This is a genomic window from Bradyrhizobium sp. 1, from assembly GCF_023073315.1.
GTDB lineage: Bacteria > Pseudomonadota > Alphaproteobacteria > Rhizobiales > Xanthobacteraceae > Bradyrhizobium.
Map to the genome: position 1 here is coordinate 63,081 of NZ_JADPJH010000022.1, position 21,605 is coordinate 84,685.

At 64.4% G+C, this 21,605-nt stretch carries 18 protein-coding genes; 7 read left to right on the forward strand and 11 right to left on the reverse strand.

Translation table 11 applies throughout. From position 1 onward, the window contains the following. The first annotated feature begins 3 nt into the window (after window positions 1–3). Window positions 4–1,053, forward strand: a complete 1,050-nt coding sequence (locus IVB29_RS16965; protein ID WP_247504520.1) for a Gfo/Idh/MocA family oxidoreductase — start codon at window positions 4–6, stop codon at window positions 1,051–1,053. Beyond that, window positions 1,040–2,065, forward strand: coding sequence for a Gfo/Idh/MocA family oxidoreductase (locus IVB29_RS16970; RefSeq protein WP_247504521.1), 1,026 nt, complete (start codon window positions 1,040–1,042; stop codon window positions 2,063–2,065). Before IVB29_RS16965 ends, IVB29_RS16970 begins: the two co-directional genes overlap by 14 nt. Window positions 2,066–2,091: 26 nt before the next feature. Here IVB29_RS16970 and IVB29_RS16975 read toward each other — a convergent pair whose 3' ends face one another. Genes IVB29_RS16975 through IVB29_RS16985 form a run of 3 tightly spaced genes read right to left on the reverse strand, consistent with a single transcriptional unit; the run spans window position 2,092 to window position 6,051 of the window. Next, entirely contained in the window at window positions 2,092–2,517 is a 426-nt protein-coding gene (locus IVB29_RS16975) for a RidA family protein (protein ID WP_247504522.1), read from the reverse strand. A gap of 20 nt (window positions 2,518–2,537) precedes the next feature. Beyond that, the gene (locus IVB29_RS16980; RefSeq protein WP_247504523.1) at window positions 2,538–3,716 is read right to left on the reverse strand and encodes an acyl-CoA dehydrogenase family protein; all 1,179 of its coding nucleotides are present in this window, start codon (window positions 3,714–3,716) and stop codon (window positions 2,538–2,540) included. A 16-nt stretch (window positions 3,717–3,732) separates the two neighbouring features. Continuing rightward, window positions 3,733–6,051, reverse strand: coding sequence for a bifunctional salicylyl-CoA 5-hydroxylase/oxidoreductase (locus IVB29_RS16985; protein ID WP_247504524.1), 2,319 nt, complete (start codon window positions 6,049–6,051; stop codon window positions 3,733–3,735). Window positions 6,052–6,305: 254 nt separating this feature from the next. Here IVB29_RS16985 and IVB29_RS16990 point away from each other — a divergent pair, with 254 nt between their 5' ends. Further along, complete coding sequence (locus tag IVB29_RS16990) at window positions 6,306–6,866, forward strand: MarR family transcriptional regulator (RefSeq protein ID WP_247504525.1); 561 nt, start codon at window positions 6,306–6,308, stop codon at window positions 6,864–6,866. 9 nt (window positions 6,867–6,875) lie between these two features. Here the strand turns inward: IVB29_RS16990 and IVB29_RS16995 are convergent, their stop codons facing one another. The 7 genes from IVB29_RS16995 to IVB29_RS17030 form a co-directional block, all read right to left on the reverse strand. Then, on the reverse strand, window positions 6,876–8,525 hold the full coding sequence (locus tag IVB29_RS16995) for an ATP-dependent acyl-CoA ligase (protein ID WP_247504526.1): 1,650 nt from the start codon (window positions 8,523–8,525) through the stop codon (window positions 6,876–6,878). Window positions 8,526–8,536: 11 nt separating this feature from the next. Beyond that, on the reverse strand, window positions 8,537–9,694 hold the full coding sequence (locus tag IVB29_RS17000) for an ABC transporter substrate-binding protein (RefSeq protein ID WP_247504527.1): 1,158 nt from the start codon (window positions 9,692–9,694) through the stop codon (window positions 8,537–8,539). Window positions 9,695–9,771: 77 nt separating this feature from the next. After that, complete coding sequence (locus tag IVB29_RS17005; RefSeq protein ID WP_247504528.1) at window positions 9,772–10,554, reverse strand: cyclase family protein; 783 nt, start codon at window positions 10,552–10,554, stop codon at window positions 9,772–9,774. 34 nt (window positions 10,555–10,588) lie between these two features. Next, window positions 10,589–11,830 (reverse strand): SDR family NAD(P)-dependent oxidoreductase, encoded by a 1,242-nt coding sequence (locus IVB29_RS17010; protein ID WP_256466890.1) that lies wholly within the window; start codon window positions 11,828–11,830, stop codon window positions 10,589–10,591. After that, entirely contained in the window at window positions 11,827–13,005 is a 1,179-nt protein-coding gene (locus tag IVB29_RS17020) for a thiolase family protein (RefSeq protein ID WP_247504529.1), read from the reverse strand. The genes IVB29_RS17010 and IVB29_RS17020 overlap by 4 nt, the downstream gene beginning before the upstream one ends. A gap of 12 nt (window positions 13,006–13,017) precedes the next feature. Further along, window positions 13,018–13,446, reverse strand: a complete 429-nt coding sequence (locus IVB29_RS17025; protein WP_346731288.1) for an organic hydroperoxide resistance protein — start codon at window positions 13,444–13,446, stop codon at window positions 13,018–13,020. Window positions 13,447–13,476: 30 nt separating this feature from the next. After that, window positions 13,477–14,259, reverse strand: coding sequence for an aspartate/glutamate racemase family protein (locus IVB29_RS17030; RefSeq protein WP_247504530.1), 783 nt, complete (start codon window positions 14,257–14,259; stop codon window positions 13,477–13,479). 498 nt (window positions 14,260–14,757) lie between these two features. Here IVB29_RS17030 and IVB29_RS17035 point away from each other — a divergent pair, with 498 nt between their 5' ends. From IVB29_RS17035 to IVB29_RS17050, 4 genes are read left to right on the forward strand one after another with little or no spacing between them, the layout of a single operon-like run. Further along, window positions 14,758–15,906 carry an ABC transporter substrate-binding protein gene (locus tag IVB29_RS17035; RefSeq protein WP_247504531.1) on the forward strand — a complete coding sequence of 383 codons (1,149 nt, stop codon included), beginning with the start codon at window positions 14,758–14,760 and terminating at the stop codon, window positions 15,904–15,906. Between the two features lie 34 nt (window positions 15,907–15,940). Beyond that, window positions 15,941–16,984 carry a branched-chain amino acid ABC transporter permease gene (locus IVB29_RS17040; RefSeq protein WP_247504532.1) on the forward strand — a complete coding sequence of 348 codons (1,044 nt, stop codon included), beginning with the start codon at window positions 15,941–15,943 and terminating at the stop codon, window positions 16,982–16,984. After that, complete coding sequence (locus IVB29_RS17045; RefSeq protein WP_247504533.1) at window positions 16,981–18,750, forward strand: branched-chain amino acid ABC transporter ATP-binding protein/permease; 1,770 nt, start codon at window positions 16,981–16,983, stop codon at window positions 18,748–18,750. The genes IVB29_RS17040 and IVB29_RS17045 overlap by 4 nt, the downstream gene beginning before the upstream one ends. Continuing rightward, the gene (locus IVB29_RS17050; RefSeq protein WP_247504534.1) at window positions 18,747–19,460 is read left to right on the forward strand and encodes an ABC transporter ATP-binding protein; all 714 of its coding nucleotides are present in this window, start codon (window positions 18,747–18,749) and stop codon (window positions 19,458–19,460) included. The genes IVB29_RS17045 and IVB29_RS17050 overlap by 4 nt, the downstream gene beginning before the upstream one ends. Window positions 19,461–19,910: 450 nt before the next feature. Here the strand turns inward: IVB29_RS17050 and IVB29_RS17055 are convergent, their stop codons facing one another. Continuing rightward, window positions 19,911–20,975: a serine hydrolase gene (locus tag IVB29_RS17055; protein ID WP_247504535.1), complete on the reverse strand. Its 1,065-nt coding sequence runs from the start codon at window positions 20,973–20,975 to the stop codon at window positions 19,911–19,913. Window positions 20,976–21,605: the final 630 nt, after the last annotated feature.

Genomic DNA, 21,605 nt, shown 5'->3' on the forward strand with positions numbered 1-21,605 from the left:
GACATGAATCGGCTTCGCATCGGGTTGATCGGTCCAGGGGCAATCGGTGAAACGCACGCGCGGGCGATCCGCGCGTTCGACGAGACCGTCTTGTCCGCGATCGCTGGCGGCACGCCCGAGCAGATCGCAGCGTGCACGAATGGCGAACCCATTCCGACATTCGCGACCACCGAGGCGATGCTGGCCAATGCCGAAATCGACGCGGTCGTGGTCTGCACCCCGAGCGGCGCCCACCATGACGTAACGCTTGCTGCGATCGAGTCCGGACGGCACGTGCTGGTCGAGAAACCGCTCTGCGTCGATCCCGCCGAGGCCGCATCCCTGGTCCGCGCTGCCGAGCGCACACAACTCACCTGCGGCGTGGTATCGCAGCGCCGCCTCGAACCGCAGCACCAGGCCATCAAGACTCTGCTCGACGCCGGTCGTCTCGGACAGCCGCGCCTGATCGAGGCGGCGATCCATTGGTATCGCTCCGACGCATACTATGCGGAGAAGCCGTGGCGCGGCGAAACGGAGCATGGCGGCGGCTCGCTGTTCAATCAGGGCGTTCACAATCTCGACCTGATGCTTTGGCTGCTCGGAACCGTTGACAGTGTTCAAGGCAAGACGGCGACGCTCGGACACACGCATGCCGTCGAGGACACCACGGCGGCGCTGCTCTCCTTCGCATCCGGCACGCTCGGCGTGATCGTGACGAGCACGGCGCTGCCCCCGGGACGCCCGGCCATGCTTCGGCTGTTCACGGATCGCGGCAGCTGCGAGCTTGCGAACGACAGCATCGTGCGCTGGGACTTTCCCGGCGTTGCCGAGCCGCCAAGCGCAGCCAGCATAGGAAGTGCCGCCAGCGATCCCAAGGCCATCGGGATCGAAGGACATATCGCGCAATGGCGCGACTTCGCTCAAGCCGTCCGGGAGCGACGGCAACCCGCGAGCTCGTTCAGGGATGGGTTCGAAGCGGCCAGACTGGTTGGCGCCATCTATCGCTCGGCCGCCGAAGGCCGCGCCATCAGCCCCAGCGAGGTCGCGCCGGAGGTCATTCATGCCGGCCGATAGCTCGCAGATGCTCGACATCGCCATCATTGGCGCAGCCCACCCGCATGTTGAATATGTGCTGTCAGAGATTGCGAACCGGACCGACGTCAGGGTCGTGGCCGTTGCCGATCATGATGCGGCACGACGCGCCGAGCTCGAACGCCGCACGATGGCGCCCGGCTATGCCGACCCGAGCGCGCTTCTGGATGCGCATCAGATTCAAGCAGCTGCGGTCTTCACCGAATTCGGCCTGCGCGCTCCGATCGTCGTCGAACTCCTACGCCGAGGCATCTTTGCGATCGCCGACAAGCCCATGGCTGTGACCATGGACCAGCTCGGCCTCATCGAGGAAGCGCTCACCGGGCGCGATCTGCTGACGCTTTTGCTCGAGAAGCGCTTTTATCCCGTTACGCTCGCGCTCCGCTCGATCATCGACAATGGCGAGCTTGGCGACATCGTATCCATCACCGCAACCGGGCCGCACAAGCTCATTCCAAGCCGTCGTCCAGCGTGGATGTTCGAGCCGTCGACCTATGGCGGCATCCTTGCCGATCTGACAGTCCACGACATCGATCTCGCGCTTTGGCTCACCGGATACACCAGCGGCACCGTCAGCGGCTGGGTCTCGCCGATCCCGGCTGCCGGCACGACGCACTTTCCTGCGCTCGGACGCGCCATCCTCGCCTGCGACGACGGCCCACAATGCGCGATTGACGTCGACTGGATTCAGCCCGAAGCATCGCCGCGGCATGGCGACTATGCGATGCGAATCTCCGGGACGAAGGGACGTGCCGACGTTCTCTTCGCCGAAAATCGACTGCTGGTCGAGACGGCGACGAGGCCCCGGCGCGAAGTCGATCTGCCCGCGGGCGCCTCGCCTGCCGGCTTCGCCTTTGACCATCTCGTCCGTGGCGAGACCTTGCAAATTCCGGCAACAGAGGCCCTGCGAGCCACCCGCATCGCAATCCTTGCTCAGGAGAGCGCGGCGAACGGTGGGCAACCCATGCGATGGGCCGACCGGCCCCGACGTTAGGAGGTGAACGTTGCGATACGCGCGCCTCAACGTGGAACGACGGCAGTCGCTTCGATCTCGACCCGCGCTGCCGGCTCGACAAGACGCACGACCTGGACGAGCGCCATGCTGGGGTAGTGAACGCCAACGACGTCGCGATAGGCCCTGCCGAGCGCCTTCAGATTGGAAACATATTCGTCCATGTCCACGACATACCAGGTCAGGCGCACGAGATGTTCGGGTCCCGCACCGCCCTCCGCCAGGATCGCCACGATGTTTTCGAGCGCCAGCCGGACCTGCGCGACAAACCCGTCGGCAAATCGACCTGCAACGTCCCAGCCGACGACGCCGCCCGTCACGACGAGGCGCCCCTCGGCCATGATGCCGTTTGCATATCCCTTCGGCTGCGGCCAGCCGCTGGGCTGAAGCACCCGCCGACCATTGGTCGCGACAGGCAGCTCTTCTTGTTTCATTGTGCTAAAACTCTCTGTAATCAGCGCGGCTTCAACAGATCACGCGCCACGATCAGCTTCTGGACTTCGGTCGCGCCCTCGTAGATGCGGAGCGCGCGGATTTCGCGATAGAGGCTTTCGACGATCTCGCCCTTGCGCACGCCGCGACCACCGAACATCTGCACGGCGCGGTCGATGACGCGCTGGGCAGTCTCGGTCGCGGTCAGCTTCGCCATGGCAGCTTCACGCGTGGTCGGAAGCTTCTGGACGTCGCGGCGCCAGGCGGCGCGGTAAGTCAGAAGTGCGGCCGCGTCGGTCTCGGTTGCCATGTCGCCAAGCGCGGCTTGGGTCAGTTGGAGATCGCCCAAGGTCGCCCCGAACATGTGCCGACTCTTCGCATGCCGCAGCGCCTCGTCGAGCGCCCGCCGCGCAAAGCCGAGGGCCGCCGCGGCGACCGAGGCGCGAAAGATGTCCAGCGTCTGCATCGCGAGCTTGAACCCGCCCCCTGGCGCGCCGAGGCGACGGCTCGCCGGAATCCGGCAGTTCGTGAAGCGCAGCGTCGCCAGCGGATGCGGGGCGACGACGTCGATGCGCTCGGCAATGCTGAAGCCGGGATCATCGGGAAAGACGACGAAGGCCGAGATGCCGCGCGCGCCCGGCGCCTCGCCGGTTCGCGCAAACAGCGTGTAGACGTCGGCAATGCCGCCGTTCGAGATCCAGGTCTTCTCACCGTCGATGACATAGTCGTCGCCGTCGGCCCGCGCCGTGCACGACATCGCCGCGACGTCCGATCCTGCTTCCTTCTCGGACAGCGCGAAGGCCGCGAGCCATTCGCCGGAGCGCACCTTCGGAAGCACGGCCTTGCGCAGCTCCACGGAGCCGCCGAGCGCGATCGCGCCGGAGCCGAGCCCCTGCATGGCGAAGGCGAAATCGGCGAGGCCGTCGGCATAGGCCAGCGACTCCCGTGACAGGCAGATCGAGCGGGAATCAATCGTCGTCGCATCGCCGTCGGGTGCTGCGACCGCGCAATCGAGCACCCCCGCCTCGCCCATCGCGCGCACCAGCTTGCGACAGGCGTCGTCGACGTCGTTATGGTCGATCTTGTCGAGGACGCCCGACTGCACGAAGCGGTCGAGCGCGCTGGCGATCGCCTGATGACGCGACTCGAAAAACGGCCAGTCGAGCCATTCGCGCCGGATGACCTTTGCAACGGAGCTCATCTGATCCCTCCTCCGCTCACTGCGCGCTCGCAGCCGCGGCGCGCGCCAGATTGGTTTCGTATTGTCCCTTGGCGGAGACATATTGCTTCGGCCAATTAACCGCGGTGATGCCGATGCGTGCGGCCTCGTGCAGCGTCCAGGCGGGATCGGCAAGATGTGGCCGCGCGATGGCGCAGAGGTCGGCGCGGCCGGCCGCGAGGATCGAGTTGGCGTGATCGGCCTCCGAGATCGCGCCGACCGCGATGGTCTCGATGCCGACCTCGTTGCGGATGCGGTCGGCGAACGGCGTCTGGAACAGGCGTCCATATATCGGCCGCTCCTCCTTCCACACCTGCCCCGAGGAGCAATCGATCAGGTCGGCGCCGGCCTCCTTGAACATCGCAGCGAAGATCGCCGCATCGGCAGGCATGTTGCCGCCCTCGGTCCAGTCGTGGCACGACAACCGCACCGAAATCGGCCGATCCGACGGCCACGCGGCGCGGACCGCCCTAAACACTTCCAGCGGAAAGCGCGCACGGTTCTCGTGGCTGCCGCCGTATTCGTCGGTCCGCCGGTTGGTCAGCGGCGAGAGGAAGCTCGACAGCAGATAGCCGTGGGCACAATGAAGCTCGAGCCACTCGACACCAGCCTCGGCCGCGCGACGCGTTGCCGCGACGAAATCGTCGCGGACGCAGTCCATGTCGCTGCGGTCCATCGCCCGCGGCAACTGGCTGTGCGGCAGATAGGGCAACGCCGAAGCCGAGATCAGCGGCCAATTGCCTGTCTCGAGCGGCTGATCGATGCCTTCCCATGCAAGCCGGGTCGATCCCTTCCGCCCGGCATGGCCAAGCTGGATGCCGACCTTGGCGTGGCCAAGACCGTGGATCAAATCGACCAGCCGGCGCCATTGTGCCGCTTGCGCATCGTTCCAGAGTCCGAGGCAGCCCGGCGTGATCCGCGCATCCGGCGAGACGCAGGTCATCTCGGCAAAGATCAGCGCGGCGCCCCCCATGGCGCGCGCGCCGAGATGGGCGATGTGGAAGTCGTCGATGAGACCATCCGTTGCCGAATACATCGCCATCGGCGACACCATGATGCGGTTCGCAAGCGAAAGGCCGCGCACACGGTGCGGCGTCAGCATCGGCGGAGGCACCCGCTCGCCGTCCTTGACCGTGATCCCCGAACGCGCGGCGAACCAGCGCTCAAAACCTTCCAGCCAGGTGCGATCGCGCAGGCGCAAATTCTCGTGGCTGATGCGCTGCGAGCGCGTCAGCATCGAATAGAAGAATTGCGGCGGCTCCAGCGTATCGGCATAGCGGTGGCCGACCACCTCGAACCATTCCATGGCGTTGCGCGCGGCGTTCTGGATGCGCGCGACATCGACGCGGCGCACCTCTTCATAAGCTTCCAGCACCGTCCCGATGTTGTCGCCGCCGTGACCGTGGCGATCAAACTGGTTGGCGAGCTCGATGGCGTCGTCGAGCGCGAGCTTGGTGCCAGATCCGATCGCGAAATGCGCAGTATGCGCGGCGTCCCCCATCAGCACGACATGGGACTTGCCGTTGAACACGCTCCAATTGCCGCAGATCAGACGGCTGAAATTGAGCCAGGCCGAACCGCGCAGATGACGGGCATTGGTCAGCAGCTTCGCGCCGTCGAGTGTCTCGGCAAAGATCTTTTCGCAGAACTCGATCGAGCCCTGCTGGTCGAGATCGCCCAGCCCGTGGGCGTTGTAGGCCTCTTCCGTGGTCTCGACGATGAAGGTCGAGGTCTCCGCGTCGAACTTGTAGATGTGCGCCTGGAACCAGCCTTGCTCGGTCTTCTGAAAATCGAACGTAAAGGCGTCGAACGCCCTCTTGGTCCCGAGCCAGATGAAGCGGTTCGGGCGGATCACCATGTCGGGCTGGAACTGCTCGGCGTAGCGGGTACGGATCCTGGAATTGACGCCGTCGCAGGCGACGATCAGGTCAGCGTCGGGAAATTCGAGATCGGACTCGACATCACGCTCGAAGACGAGCTCGACCCCGAGCGCCTCGCAGCGCCGTTGCAGGATGTTCAGCAGGTGCTTGCGCCCGATGCCGATGAAGCCATGGCCGGTCGTCCGCTGGCGCGTTCCCTTGAAGACGAGCTCGATATCGTCCCAGTGATTGAAGGCGTCCTCGATCTCGGTCGCACTTTCGGGATCGGCAAGGCGCATCGCCTGCATCATCGCGTCCGAGAACACGACGCCCCAGCCGAACGTATCGTAGGGCTTGTTGCGCTCGACGACCGTGACGATGTGCTCCGGGTGACGGCGCTTCATCAGCAGGCCCAGATAAAGACCGGCCGGGCCGCCGCCGATACAGACTATGCGCATGATCCCTCGCTTTCGCGCGTCGCGCCGTGTGCCGAGCCTGCAAACCCCTGGGAATGCCGGGCTGCAAATTATTTTAAGCATAAAATATTTCGATGGCGCACGGATTGTCAAGGCGCTTGTCGGAGGCTTTTGAGATTGCCACCGCGTATTGTTACAATCTTGTGGCTGGCCGCAGATTTACCGCAAGGCCACCCCGGTTCGGCGAGTATGCCGCCAAGCCTTGAATTTACTTTTGGCACGAACTATCTTGCCTGATGTTCACGACGCCGTCCGTTTTCGACAGGCGAGACGCTCCCAGGAGATTCGATTTGGCACTCGCGAAGGAGTCCCCGCCTGTTTCGTCCAAGAATGGGGCCGACCAGGAGGCCGAGTACAGGGCTCAAACACGGCTTTGGCTCCGGCTGCTGGCCTGCACGACCCTGATCGAGGGCGAGCTGCGCCGCCGGTTTCGCGAGGAATTCGATTTCACCATGCCCCGCTTCGACGTGCTGGCCCAGCTCGACCGCGAGCCGAGCGGACTGGTGCTGGGCGAGTTGCCCAAGCGCCTGATGGTCTCCGCAGGGAACCTGACGCCGATCGTGGACCGCCTGGTCGAGGACGGCTACATCACCCGCACGCCGTCGACGCTCGATCGCCGCGTGCAGATCGTCTGCATGACCGTCGAGGGCCGAAAGGCCTTCCGACGCATGGCGAAGAGCCATGGCTCCTGGCTCGCGGAGCTGCTGGCGGAATTCCCGGCTGACAAGCTCAACGGGTTGATCGGCGAACTCGACGAACTCAAGAGCGTCGTCAAAGATTCGTTGGAAAAGCCGTAGCGCCAGGCGCTACAGCCGCCGCACTTTGACCCCAGCCGCCTCGCGGTCCCATATATCCGCCGTCACGCCGGCGTCGCGGAGCACGCCTTTCTTGATCTTGCCGTTTTCCGTCAGCGGCATCTCCTTCACGATCCGCACGTAGCGGGGAATGGCGAAATAGGCGATCTTGCCTTCGCAGTGACTGACGATGTCGACCGGCGCGAGCGATTGGCCAGGCTCCAGCAGGATCGCGGCGGCAACCTCGTCCTCGCCCAATTCCGAGGGCAGCGGATAGATCGCGCAGGCCGCGACCGCGGGATGGGACTGGATCGCCTGCTCCACCTCCCATGACGACACATTCTCGCCGCGTCTGCGGACCGAATCCTTCATGCGATCGATGAAGCGATAATGCCCGTCGGGATCGCGGACCACGCGATCACCGGAGTGGAACCAGAGATTTCGCCAGGCCTCGACCGTCTTCTCCGGCATGCCGAAATATCCGGTCGCGAATGCAAAGGGTTCGCTGGCGCGCAGCAGCAGCTCTCCGGCCTGCCCAACGGGAAGCTCGGCATCATCGGCATCGACGATGCGGGCTTCGATGCCGTCGGCGAGATATCCCATCGTCCCCGGGCGGTCGGACGGAATCGCGCCCGCGAACACGAAATTGGTCTCCGTCGATCCATAACCATCGACCAGGGGAACGCCGAACCGCTCGAAAAACGGCGCGTGGATCTGCGGCGACACGCCGCCGCCGAGCGCGACGCGAAGCCGATGCGCGCTGTCGTCTTCGGTCCTTGGCTGCGCGAGCAGCATCGATGCCATGGCGCCGAGCAGATAGCCGACGGTCGCATTGTGCCGTCGCGCGGCAGCCCAGAAGCCGGAGGCCGAGAATTTCGGCTCCAGCACATAAGTGCATCCGTTCAGGACGGCCTGATAGAACGCATTCAGCGCGTTGGTGTGGAACAGGGGCAACGTCGTGAACAGCACGTCACCTTCACGAATGCCCAACGCCCGCGCCGAATAGATGCCCCACCAGAACAATTGCGCCTGCGGGCAGCACACGCCCTTGGCGGGGCCCGTGGTGCCGGAGGTGTAGAGAATCGCCACGGTGTCGCCGGGTCGCATGGGGCTGGCGGCCGCTTTGTCTCCGAGCGCGGGCAGCGGGACTGGCGAAATCTTCGCGCCGCCGGTCTCGGCGGCGATTCCGATTGTCCAGACCTGCGAAGGAAGCTCAACACCTGCCTCGACAGTGTCGATCGCAGCAAGGAACGGCGCCTCGACGACGAGAAGAGAGGGCTGCGAATTGCGGAAGATGTGGGAGAGCTGGAAGCCGCGCAGCGCCGTGTTGATCGGCACCACGATCGCGCCGAGCCAGGCACATCCGAGGAAGACCTGAAGAAACTCAGGCCGGTTGGAGCACATCAGGGCGACGCGGTCACCGGGCTTGATCCCGGCGTCGATGAGCGTCCGCGCAGAGGCGGCGGCGATCGCCGCAGTCTGCGCGTAGGTCCAGCGCGTCTCTCCCGCGACAAGCAGGACACGATCGCGGTAGCGCTCGGCCTGCCGCGTCAGGATGGTGGAGAGAATCCGATCGGGCGGTGGAAACAGCGCGACCGCGCGGGCCCAGGCCGGCGCCGCAGCTCTGTCCCCGGCCTCCGATATCGCGCTGGGCTCCGCCAAAGGCGCCTCACTCACGGCAGCAGCTTGTATTTGCCGTCCTCGATCTGCACCAGAATGCGCGCGCGAGCGTCGACGCCATGCCGATCCGCCGGCGTATAGGTGTAGATGCCTTGCGTCCCCACCACGTCCTTGGTCGCGAACAGCGCCTCGCGCAGCGCGGTGCGGAACTCCGGCGTGCCCGGCTTGGCGCCGGTCGCCATAGCGCGCTTGGCCGCGTCGACGAACACCAGCCAGCCGTCAAAGGAGTATGACGAGAACGAATCCGTCGGGGCCTCGCCATTCGCCTTCTCGAAGGCCGAGCGGAAATCCAGCGCCACCTTCTGGATCGGATTGCCGGCGGGAAGCTGCTCGGCCGCGGTGACCGGCCCGGTCGGGCAGATGATGCCGTTGGCAGCCTTGCCGGCGAGGCGCAGGAAATCGGCGCTGATGAGTCCATGATTGCCGTAGAGCGGTCCTTTATATCCGCGTTCGGACAGGGCAATGACCGGCAACGCGCCGGGCGTGCCGGTGCCGCCGAGCATGATGGCATCGGGGCGCGTCGCGAGCGCGCGCAGCACCTGCGCGGTCACCGAGGAATCGGATCGCGCATATCGCTCATTCGCGATGACCTTGATGTCGGCCGTCTTCGCACTCTGCTCGAGCGAGGTGTACATGAGGTCGCCGAACGCATCGGAGAACCCGATGAAGGCCACCGTCTTCAGCCCGTGAGCCTTCATGTGATCGACAATGCCCTGGACGAGCAGCGGCGTCGGCTGCGGTGTCTGCACCACCCAGGGGCCGCCATCGCCCGCCGGCACCGGCGCGATCGGGGATACCGCGATCATCGGGATTTTCATCTCGATCGCCGCGGTCGCCATCGCCAGTGTCTGGGGTGCACCTGACGTGCCGATGAGGATGTCGACCTTCTCCTGCTCGACGAGCTTGCGCGCATTGCGCGCCGACGCTGTCGGATCGGAGCCGTCGTCGAGCTGAATGATGCGGAGCTTCTCACCGCCGACCTCGCCGATATAGGCCTGGCCCGCCGCGATGCCCTTCCCGTTCGGAATCCCGATCGACGACACCGGCCCGCTGAGGCCGGTGACGAAGCCGACAAGAATCTCCGCCTGCGCAATCTGCGGCGCGGCGATCAGTAGAACGGTGGAAGCCAGCAGGCTCTTCATCAAGTTCATGGCACCTGTCTTTCGTAAACGGTTTCTTCTGTTGTCTCGTTCGGCAAGCGCCATGCCTTGCAAACGCAATGCCTTGGTCAGTTCGACCCAACCAGCGCGATGACCCGGAGCGGACTGCCGGAGCCGTTCTGGATTTTCAGGGGTGACGCCACGATGACGGCGCCGGTGGCCGGAAGCTGATCGAGGTTGCACAGGCACTGCAGGCCGTAGCGACCCGCGCCATGCAGGAAGTGATGCGCGGGATAAGGCGGCTCGAAATGTCCGGCCTGCCCGGCATCGGTGCCGATGGTCTCGGTGCCGAAACCGATGATGCCGCGCTCCTCCACCAGCCACTTGATGACGGCCGGATTCGGCCCGGGCGTGTGCGCGCCGTCATCCCTCAGGTTGGAATAGTCGCGCCAGCCCTTCTTGGACCAGTCGGTCCGCAGCAGGACCCATTGGCGCGCGGGGATGCGTCCGTGCTTGGATTCCCAGGCCTCGACGATCGGCACCGTCAGCACGAAATCGGGATCGTGCGCGGCCTCCGCGGAGCAGTCGATGACGCAGGCCGGCGCGATCATATCCTTGGCCGGCATCGTGTCGACGGCATTGTTCGGCAGGTCCTTGCCGGTGAACCAGTGGATCGGCGCGTCGAAATGCGTGCCGGTGTGTTCGCCGAACGTGACATTGTTCCAGTACCAGGCCGGGCCACGCCCATCGTATCGCGAGATTTCCTGGATACGCACCGGCGCTGCCTGGCCGAACTCCGGCGGCAGCACGATGACCGGAAAATCCGGACTGAGTGTGAAGGTCAGATCGACGACGCGCACCGCGCCGGACGAAATCGCACCGGCCAGCTCCAGGAGATTCTTGCTTTGCATTGTCACGTCCTCCGGTTTGGTTGAGATCCGCCCCTCATTTGTCGAGCTCGCGCTCCAGCGCTTTCGGATTGGCCGCGAGTCGCTGCCGGATCTCTTCGGCGACGTCCCCGACATACATCTCCTCGAGCCCGCCCTTGAGCCCCGACACGATCGCCTGCGCGATCGCGCGCGGCGCGACCTTCGGCGGCGGCACGGTCTGGAACCACTCGGTGTCGACAGGCCCGGTGAAGAGATTCATGAGCTTGATGCCGCCCGGCCGCAACTCCGCGCGAAGGCAGTGCGACAGCGACAGGCACGCGGCCTGCGAGGCAGAGTACGCGCCGAAGGCCGGCCAGTTCGCGAGCGCATAGACCGACAGGATGTTGACCCATGCGACGCTGTTGTTGACGCCGTCGGCGCCGCGCATCCGCATGGCGGGCCCAAAGGCCTGCGCGAGATTGATGAAGCCGAGATACGCCTGGTCGATCTCGTCCCGCGCGATGCTCGTGCCCTTGCGGTCGAGTAAGCCACCGGCTCGCACATACTCCGTCGTATTGACGAGAATATCCACCTTGCCGCCGATGTCGGCTGCAAGATCAGCGGCAGATTTTTCATCGGCCGCATCGAGCGCGACGACCTCAACCCCCTCCTGCCGGCGCAGCAGATCCTCACCGGCAAACGGCCGCCAGGGTTCGGCCACGCCAACAAACACGGTCTTGGCGCCCGCGGCCTTCAAGGCGACGACGGCTTCCTGACCGATCACGCTGCGGCCGTTCGTGACGAGCACCCGCCTGAATTTCGGGTCGGCCGTCATTTCCCGCCACTGCCTGTCGTCTGCCATGTTGGGAGTCTCCCCCTCGGGTCGGGCAAAGGCGACTGCCTGACCACTCTTGTCGAGCTGAAACGACATGCGGACCGGCGCGTCCTCGGCGCAGTCGGCATGAAGATGCGCGACGATCGTCGGGCCGCAATCCATCTTGACGAGGCCGATCCGCCAGGGCGCCCGTTCGCGGAAATAGACGTCGCTCGGCACGCGTGCCGTCGTTTCCGCGAGCAGCGTGCCACCGCGCGGTGCGTCCGCAAACGCGAGCGCGGACGAGAGGCAGGACGGGCAAGCCTCCCGCGCCGGATAAGCAAAAGCGCCGCAGGCCTCGCAGCGCTGGAGCATGAAACGCCCCTCGGCGGCGGCGCGCGTGAAACCGTGCGACGTCCGGCTGCGCGGCCTCGGGGGCGATGCCGGAAGCCGCGTCCGCAGCAGCGGATTCTTGCGGCGGGGCGGCTTGATCGGATCGATCATTTTGAAGGCCCTGCAAAGATCGCGGCACCCGAGGCGAGACCGCGGTCATAATTGATCATACCAAACCCGGAAGCCAAGCCGAGGCGCGCATTCCTGACCTGCGTGGGGCCCGCGGTTCCCAGGACCTGCCGCAGTCCCTCGACGAGACCAAGATAGGCGCCGGCTGCTCCAGCCTGCCCGACAGAGAGCTGCCCGCCGGAGGTATTGTGCGGAAAATCGCCGTCGATGGTGAGATCGTGCGCACGCACGAATTCCGCGCCCTCGCCTTTTTTGCAGAAGCCGAGATCTTCGAACTGCATCATCGTGATGACGGGATAGTCATCGTAGGTCTGGACGATGTCGAGGTCGTCGGGCTTCACGCCGGCCATGGCATAGAGCTCGTCGACGTCCATCGCCCAGCCGCCGCGCACCTGCATCGGGTCGTCGGCAAAGGCGTTGTGCCGCTCGATCGTCGACAGCAATCGCGCCGCAGGCAGCCCCAGCGACGCGGCGGTCTCCTCGCGCATCACCAGAAAGGCTTCCGCGCCTGCGCAAGGCATCACGCAATCGAAGAGGTGGATCGGATCGGAAATCGGCCGGGCCGCCAGATATTGCTCGAGCGTCAGCGGCGCCTTCATCAGGGCATGCGGATTGCGTAGCGCATTGGCGCGCTGCGCGACCGCGATCCTGCCGACGTCCTCGCGCGTGACGCCGAAGGTCCGCATGTAGTTGCGCGCGATCAGCGCGAAGCTCGCATTGGCGCCGCCAGCGCCGTAGGGATAGACGGCGTCCTGGTTGAAGCGCGAGAAATTCTCGAGCGTCAGGCGGAAGGAATCGACATGATTGGTGTCGCCCGCCACGCAAGCGATGATGTCGGCGTCGCGGGCCTGGACCGCGCGCGCAGCCTTGCGCAAGCCTGCGATGGCGCTGGCGCCACCCAGCGGAATCGTGTCGAGCCAGCGGACGCAAAGGCCAAAGTGCTGCGTCAGCCCGATGCCGCTGTCGGTGCCCATCGTAAAGCTCGAGACGCAGAGGCCGTCGATGTCGGACGCCTTGATGCCGGCCTGGGCCACGAGCGCGCCGAGCGCGCGGCCGATCCACCATTGCGCGCTCTCGATGGAATAGCGCACATAGGGAATCGTGACGGGAGCCGCGATCACGATGCCGTCGTATGGTGTGCGCTGGGATTTCTTCACCGGTCGCGCGCCTCAGATCACCGTCAGCCGGACGTCGATATTGCCGCGTGTCGCGTTCGAATAGGGACAACGCTCATGCGCGCCGGCGACGACCTCCTCGGCGACGGCTTTCTCGATCCCGGGCAAATTGACCTTCAATTCGACGGCGAGCGCATAACCGACGGGAACCGGCCCCATCGCGACCTTCGCCGTCACAGACGGCTCGGCGGACGGCACGATCTTCCGGGTACGCGCCACCAGCTTGACCGCGCCGAGAAAGCACGCGGCATAGCCGGCCGCAAAGAGCTGCTCCGGATTGGTCCCCTCGCCGCCGGGGCCGCCCATCGATTTCGGCAAGGACAGCGAGACTGACAACAGACCGTCCGCGCTCGCGGCCTTGCCGTCGCGGCCACCGGTCGCCGTCACCTCGGTCTCGTACAGGATTTTTTCGGGCGTCATCATGTCCAGGTCTCCAAAGTTCGACGCTGCGCCCTAACGCTTGTTGCGGGCGAGCATTGCGCGAAAATCGCTGCGGGCCAGATCGCTCGCGCGACTGAAGCTCGGCCCGCGGCTGGGCTCGGTGCCATTGAGGCGCCTGAGCTGCACCCACATCTCGGCACTCTTGAGCGCAACGGCCGCGCAATTGACGACAGGCGCATGCCCGACCTTCAGGCCATGCTCCCGTCCAATCAAGAGACCGGGAAGCACGCCGGCGGGGATCACGACATCGGCGCCGCGCTCTATCAGCGGCAGCGCGCAGGCGACGAAATCACTGATCATGCGAGCCTGAGCCGCCTCGTTGCCTGCGAACGCATCGGCAAAATCCTCGGGCTTGCAGCCCATGCCGGTCACGTGAACGACGCGATCACCGAGGCCGTAACGTTCGGCCTGCTCGTAGTGCCAGACTTCGAAAACGGGATCGAGCGTGACGAGACCCAGACGCCGGCCGAGCTGCGATGCCGCAAGCAGCGTCGCTTCGCCGGTCCCGATCACGGGAATGGCGAGCGCCGAACGAAGCTCGTAGAGGCCGGGATCCTGGAAATGTCCCATGACGAAGGCGTCGAACCCGGCCTCCTCGGCCGCGATGCCGTTGTCGATGGCCTGAACCGCGCAGCGCAGTTCGGCGAGCCGCCCGAACTCGCGGTCCGGCGGCGAGATGCCTTCGACATGCACCATCGTCCCGGGCGCCGCGATCGTGTTGAGATATTCGGACAGCCGCGCCATGTAGGGCGCATTGACGCTCGCATCAACGAAGCTCTGCCAGAAGATGCGCATCGTCCTTACTCCTCGAGCGGTCCATCGGAGGACCGGCCGTCGGCTGCCACGATATATTTCAACCATAAACTAATTGAGCCGTCAAATGTGTGCGGCAGCGACGGCGAGCGGTACTCTCGCAACGCGGCGCGGACGCCTGTTCAGCGGGGCAAAGAGATCAAGGAAATGGCGAACTCTGATGGAATTGTATGCAACAACATTTTTTTCTGACGGCGCCGTGACACGTGTTGACGGCCCCGCCAGGAATACTTTAGGCTTTAAGTAATCCTCCACCGGTCGCGGCCGATGGCCAAGACAATGATGTTGCAGGGCACCGATTTTGAGAAACTCAATCGCGTGGACAATCGTCGGGCTTGAACAGCCCGCAGCAGCATCGCCGGTCGCGCATCGCGACTGCGGCAATCACTTCCCATCACATCGACAGGCGCCCGGCATTTGGCGCTGCAGCAATGCTTTCAGTCAGTTTGTCGTACCCAGCATCAACGGAGGAGAACGCACATGCGAAAGACTCTGAGCTTCCTCACACTTGCTGCCGGCGTCCTGGCGGCGCCGGGTGCGCAGGCCGACATCACCATCGGCTTCGTCACGTCGCTGAGCGGCAACGGCTCCTCGATCGGCATTCCCTATGGCCGGGGCATCAATGCCGCATATGAGTACAAGAAGACGATCAACGGCGAGACCATCCGCCTGATCCAGCTCGACGACGGCTCCGATCCGTCGGCTGCGACCCGCAACGCGCGCAAGCTGGTGGAGGAGGAGAAGGTGGACCTGTTGATCGGGACCGCCACCGCACCGTCGACCATCGCCATGGCCGCGGTCGCGAGCGAGCTGAAAGTGCCGATGATCGCGGTGTCGCCGATCGGCAAGCTTCCTGAAACGCCCGAGCAATGGGTGGTCTCGGTGCCGCAGCCGGCCTCTCTCCTGGTCAAGATCATCGCCGACCGCATGAAGCGCGACGGCATGAAGAACATCGGCTATATCGGCTTCACCGACGCCTGGGGCGACCTCGTCTATAACGGCGCCAAGGCGGCCGAGGCGGCCGGCGACATCAAGATCCAGACCAACGAACGCTACGCCCGCACCGACACCTCAGTGACCGCGCAGATCCTCAAGGTGATGGCCGCGCGTCCCGATGCCGTGCTGGACGGTGGTTCGGGCACGCAGGGCGCGCTGCCGCTGCTCAGCCTCGCCGAGCGCGGCTTCAAGGGAAACACCTACGGCACGGTTGCGCTGGTCAATCCGGACTTCGTCAATGTCGGCGGCAAGGCGGCCGACGGCATCCAGGTCTCCGCCGGCCCCGTGATCGTGGCCGAGCAGCTTCCCGACGAGCACTTCGCCAAGAAGATCGCGCTGGATTTTCGCAGCGTCTATCAGAAGACCCACAATATCCCGACCACCGACGGCTTCTCGGCCTATTCCTTCGACGCCTGGCTGATTTTCGCCAACGCCGCCGAGCGCGCGCTGAAGACCGCAAAGCCCGGCACCGTCGAATTCCGCGCGGCGCTCCGCGATGCGATCCTGAGCACCAAGGAGCTGCCGGGCGTGCATGCCGTCTACAATTTCAAGCCGGGCGCCGTGACCGGCGTCGACGAGCGCTCGCTGGTCGTAGTGCGCCTCACCGGCGGCGGCTGGAAGTACGCACCGTAAGCGCAGACGATCAGAACGGGGGAACGGCGTCTCAATGACGAGCGACATCGCAGCCATCCTTGCGATCGACGGGATCGCCACCGGCGCAGTCTATGCGCTGGTGGCGATCGGAACCGTCCTCATCTTCACGGTGACACGGGTCATCTTCATTCCCTTCGGTGACATCGCCGCCTTCACCGCGCTGACGCTGGCCGCACTCGACGCCAAGCGCTTTCCGGGCACGGGAGCGCTCGTCGTGATCCTGGCCTGCCTTGCGACCCTCATCGAAATCAGCTCGCTCCTGCGCAATGGCGAGCTTCGCCTGCTGCCACGCGCGCTTCTGTTCTACCTCGTGATTCCCCTGGCCGTGGTCGGCGCCGCCTGGCTTGCGATGCGTGCCGATCCGCCCCTCGCCATCCGGCTCGTGTTGGCCTTGATGCTGATCACGCCGATTGCGCCCCTTCTGGACCGGATCGTCTTCCGCCCGATCGCAGACGGAACGGTGCTCTTGCTGCTGACGGTCTCCGTCGCATTGCACTTCGCGCTGGTCGGCCTCGGCTTGCTGTTCTTCGGACCCGAGGGTGTCCGAACCGAGCCGCTGACGTCGCTCTCGACGGAGTTCGCCGGCGTGCTGATCTCCGGCCAGACCATGCTGATCGTGATTGCGGCGCTCGTCTTCAGCGGTCTGCTCTACCTCTTCTTCGACTTCACGCTGGTCGGCAAATCCCTGCGCGCCACCGCCGTCAACCGCACCGGATCGCGGCTGATGGGAATCCGGCCAGCGCGCGCCGGCACCATCGCCTATCTGCTGGGATCGCTGATGGCCGGCGTATCCGGTATCCTGATCGCGCCGGTGAATACGGTGTTCTACGATTCCGGCTTCCTGATCGGCCTCAAGGCATTCGTCGGCGCCATCGTCGGCGGCATGACCAGCTATCCCGGTGCCGCGATCGGCGCGGTCGGCGTCGGCATCCTCGAAAGCTTCGCGTCGTTCGAGAGCAGTGCGCTCAAGGACGTCATCGTGTTCTCGCTCCTGATTCCGGTCCTGATCTGGCGATCCCTCGCCTCGCTGCATTCCGAGGAGGAGATCGAGGAATGACGCGCCTTCATGTTCAGCTTGCGGCGCTGGCGGCCGTTGTGTGCCTTGCGCTGGCGCCGTTCGTGCTCAGCCCGTTCAGCATCACGCTGATGAACTATATCGGCATCTATTCGCTCGTCGCCATTGGCCTTGCGCTCCTCACCGGCGTCGGCGGCATCGTATCGTTCGGACAGGCGGCCTTCGTCGGCGTCGCGGCCTATGCGACGGCCTGGGTCTCGGCCCTCAACGGCTATTCGCCATGGCTTGGCCTGGTGTTCGGCGTGGCGCTGACCTGTAGCGTCGCAGCGATCCTCGGAATCGTCACGCTGCGGCTTCAGGGCCATTTCCTCTCGCTCTCGACGGTCGCCTGGGGTCTCGCCATCGGCTTCCTGTTCGGCAATGTCGAGGGGCTCGGCCGCTTCAACGGCATCTCCTCGATCCCGCCGATCAGCATCGGCTCGTTCGCGCTGGTCTCAAGCGCGCAGATCTATTTCCTGATCTGGGGCATCGTCGCCGTGATCCTGTTCCTCGGCTACAACCTCATGGACTCCCGGCTCGGCCGCGCCATGCGCGCACTGCGCGGCGGCAACACGCTGGTCGAGAGCCTCGGCATCAACGCCTTCCGAATCAAGCTCGTGACCTTCGTGATCGCGGCGTTCCTGGCGTCGCTCTCGGGCTGGCTCTACGCGCATATGAGCCGCTTCATCAGCCCGGGTCCGTTCGATGCCGGCATGGGCATCGAATATCTGATGATGTCGATGGTCGGCGGCGCCGGCAGCCTGCTCGGCGGCGTCGTGGGAGCTGCCATCGTCACCCTGCTCAAGAACAGCGTGCAGGACTATCTGCCACTGATCGCCAAGGGCGCATCGGGGCAGCTTGAGATCGTCGCCTTCTCCGCGCTGTTCATCCTGTTCCTGCAATGGGCGCGGCAGGGCATCGTGCCCTTCGTCGCGCGCTATTTGCCGAAGATCCAGCGCGAGCGGCCGCGGACCGCGCCGCCCCTGCCCCGCCGCGTGCAGCCGACGCCCGGCGAGCTGCTTCTGAAGGTCGACGGCGCCGAGCGCCGCTTCGGCGGCCTCGTCGCCGTGAACAAGGTCAGCTTCGAGGTGCGGTCGGGCGAGATCCTCGCCGTCATCGGCCCCAACGGCGCCGGCAAGAGCACGATGTTCAATTGCCTGACCGGCGCGCTGCGCGTCAACAAGGGCGAGATCGTCTTTGCCGGGCGGCCGATCACCCGCGACGCGCAATCGCGCATCGCCAAGGCTGGCATCGCGCGGACCTTCCAGCACGTCAAGCTCAGGCCGCGCATGAGCCTGCTGGAAAACGTGATGCTCGGCACCTACGCCCGCACCGGCGCGGGTCTGCTGGCCGGCGCATTCCGTCTCAACCAGCGTGAGGAAGCCAGTGCCCGGCATGAGGCACTGATGCAGCTCGAACGCGTCGGGCTCGGCGACAAGCCGTTCGAGCTCGCCGGCAATCTGCCGCTCGGCAATCAGCGCATTCTCGAGATCGCCCGCGCCCTCGCCGCCGACCCGACACTGCTGGTGCTCGACGAGCCGGCGGCGGGGCTGCGCCGCCAGGAGAAGCTGCGGCTTGCCGAATTGCTGAGGTCGCTGCGCGCGGACCATCTGACCATCCTGATCGTCGAGCACGACATGGAGTTCGTGATGTCGCTGGTCGACCGCATCGTCGTGCTCGATTTCGGATCAAAGCTCTGCGAGGGCGCACCAGCTGCGATCCGCAGCGACGAGCGCGTCCAAGAGGCCTATCTCGGAGGCGTCGCATGAGCGAGATGTTTTCCATGCGAGACGTCACCGTCTGCTACGACAATGTCGAAGCGGTCCGCAACGTGTCGCTGTCGGTCGAAGAAGGCCAGATCGTCACCGTCATCGGCCCCAACGGCGCCGGCAAGACCACGCTGCTGATGGCCGCGATCGGCCTGCTCGCCTCGCGCGGCCGCATGGTGTTTCAGGGCGGCGACATCGGAAAGATGTCGGTCGAGGACCGCGTCGAGCGCCGGCTCTGCCTTGTCCCTGAAAAGCGCGAGCTGTTCTCGGACATGTCGGTCGCCGACAATCTTCTGCTCGGCTCCTACAGCCTGCGCGACCGCTCGGGCGTGCAGACAACGCTCGATGAGGTCTACGACCGCTTCCCGCGCCTGAAGGAGCGGCAGCGTCAGGCGGCCGGCACGCTCTCCGGCGGCGAACGCCAGATGCTCGCACTCGGGCGCGCGCTGATGGCCAAGCCGAAACTGCTGATGCTGGACGAGCCGAGCCTCGGCCTTGCGCCCCTGATCGTGCGCGAGATTTTTCGCACCATCGCGTCCTTGCGCGACCTCGGAGTTTCGATCCTGCTGGTCGAACAGAATGCGCGCGCTGCGCTGGAGACGGCCGATTACGGCTATGTGCTGGAGACCGGCGAGGTCGTGCAGTCGGGTCCGGCCAAGGACCTCATCCATGATCCCCGGCTGATCACCGCCTATCTCGGCGGACATTAAAAACAGCGAAAACAACCCCATGCACAGTAGCCGGTGATAGCGATATCAACGGCTTAACATAGAGAAATTGCGGATTTTACGAATTTCGCTTGACCCGTCGGGCAAAACAGTGGCATAGTGCCATCATCGCCCGGCATGGATAGCCGAGCGCTGCAACCGCCAACCCGGGTATCCCCGGATTTCCGATATGAAGCGCCAACCCATCAGAGCCGTGATTGCGCTCGCCGCAGCCGTGGCGGGATGGTCTTGTTCGCGCTGGCGAGCCAAGAGGTGACAGCCGATGAAGTGTCTTCGGATATACGCAACCCCGGATGGTGGCGGCAACGCGCCGAAGAGAGGTAAAGCAATTCGTGTCCGGAAGTCCGGAGGCGATTGCGGGCTTTCAGTGTCATGGGCGATGCCGATCTCCGCGGGCGGCAAATCGAGGCCGTCGGCTAGCCTGCTGCGCGATCAGTCTTTTGAAGTCGCGAGTAAGATGTATCGATCCAACAAGTCCAATTCAGGTGCAACCATGTTTTTGGATTGTCGGGACGAGTTGAAGACAACGACCATGTCAAGCGTAGGAATGACGAGGGTTTTTTGAGAATTGAAGCCCATCGCGGCGATCCATTGAACCGTGTGGTCTTTGTCCAGGGATTGCCCGAGCCACCACTGATAGCCATAAGCGCGTGGGCCTTCCGCCTCGATCTGCGCGGCAGAGGGCGGGCCAGTCTTGATTTGCTCGCTCGTGGATTGAGTTACCCAGGAAGCCGAGACGATCTGCCTACCTTCCCAAACTCCATGATTGAGAACAAGCTGGCCGATTTTCGCCCAGTCGCGAGGTCGCAGGTCTAGGCCGCGAGCTGACGCCGGAAGACCGCTAGATGCGTCTTTATGCCATTCAAAATCATTGATGCCGAGCGGTGCAAAAATGCTTTCTTGAGCCAACTCTTCTACGTTTTTCCCAGTGACCTGACGTAGGACAGCCCCAATCAGCTCTGTCTCCCGACTGTCGTATTTGAACGATGCACCCGGAGATCTATCGGACCCCAATCCTGCCGACATCATCAGAAGATGACGCAGGGTGATACGATGCTTGTCGGGCCCGCGGAGACTGGCATCTTCCGGAAGATACGAAACGATCGGCGCGTCCAGATCCTTGATCAGGCCGCGATCCATGGCTATCCCGACCAGCAGCGAGACGACGCTTTTGGTCATGGAATAACCTCTGTGCCGCGTGGTCGCATCATTTTCTGGCAGCTGAGGGTAGTTGAAGTAGCGTTCGTAGACGAGCACGCCGTGGCGAACGACGACGATCGAGTCCACATTCGCAAGCGTGCCGCCAGTTATGCCGTCGGCCATCGTGCAAAGCGGCGTCGAGTTCAGCCCCTGCTTTTCCGGCGACGTAATCGCCCATCCGTCATCGATGTCTGAAGGAATGCCGCAGTTGGACGCGGCTCCGAGCGCAATGTGGGCTCCGGTGAGACTGAGAGTGAAGGCAGAGAAGACCGCATTGAAAAACGACCATGCCCGCATATCAGGTTCTCCGCGACCATTCCCCACGACGGCCCGATCCGCATCTCGTGTTTTGTGTATGTCTATTTTACGGCATCGTGGGCTTTGAGAGAGCTTCGACTCGGCTGTTGGCCCCAGCCGAAGAGGCGCGGAGGGCGGCCAAGGTCCGATGGGATCGGTGAACCGGACTTGCGCCAGATGACCATCGACACGCGCCTTTGACCCAGAGCCGACTTTCCGCTGGAGGTCTCGGCAGCTATGATGTCAACCGATGAAGATAACATCTGACACAGCAACGAGGGTCTGTCGTCAATGAGGTTAATGTGTGCAGTTCTGTCGCTTGCCTTGATACAATCCGCAGGTGCGCAGCCAAGCTCGAAGATAACTTTGCGTTGCCAAGGAACGAGTAGGTTAGCGGTTAAATCCGGAGCAGAGTTGGAATTCACGCCCGTCACCAACCTCAGCATCATTGTGAGCGGGGACGATCAAACGGTGTCGTTCCTAGATAACGTCGTACCGATCACGAAGGTCACCCCCTTGCTAGTCGGATTCAGCAGTCAGTACGCGAATGGGAGGCCGAACGTCTCCGGCCGGATTGATCGGCTTACCAAGAGCGTCGAAATCGATTGGATTCACGAGAACGTCGGCGAT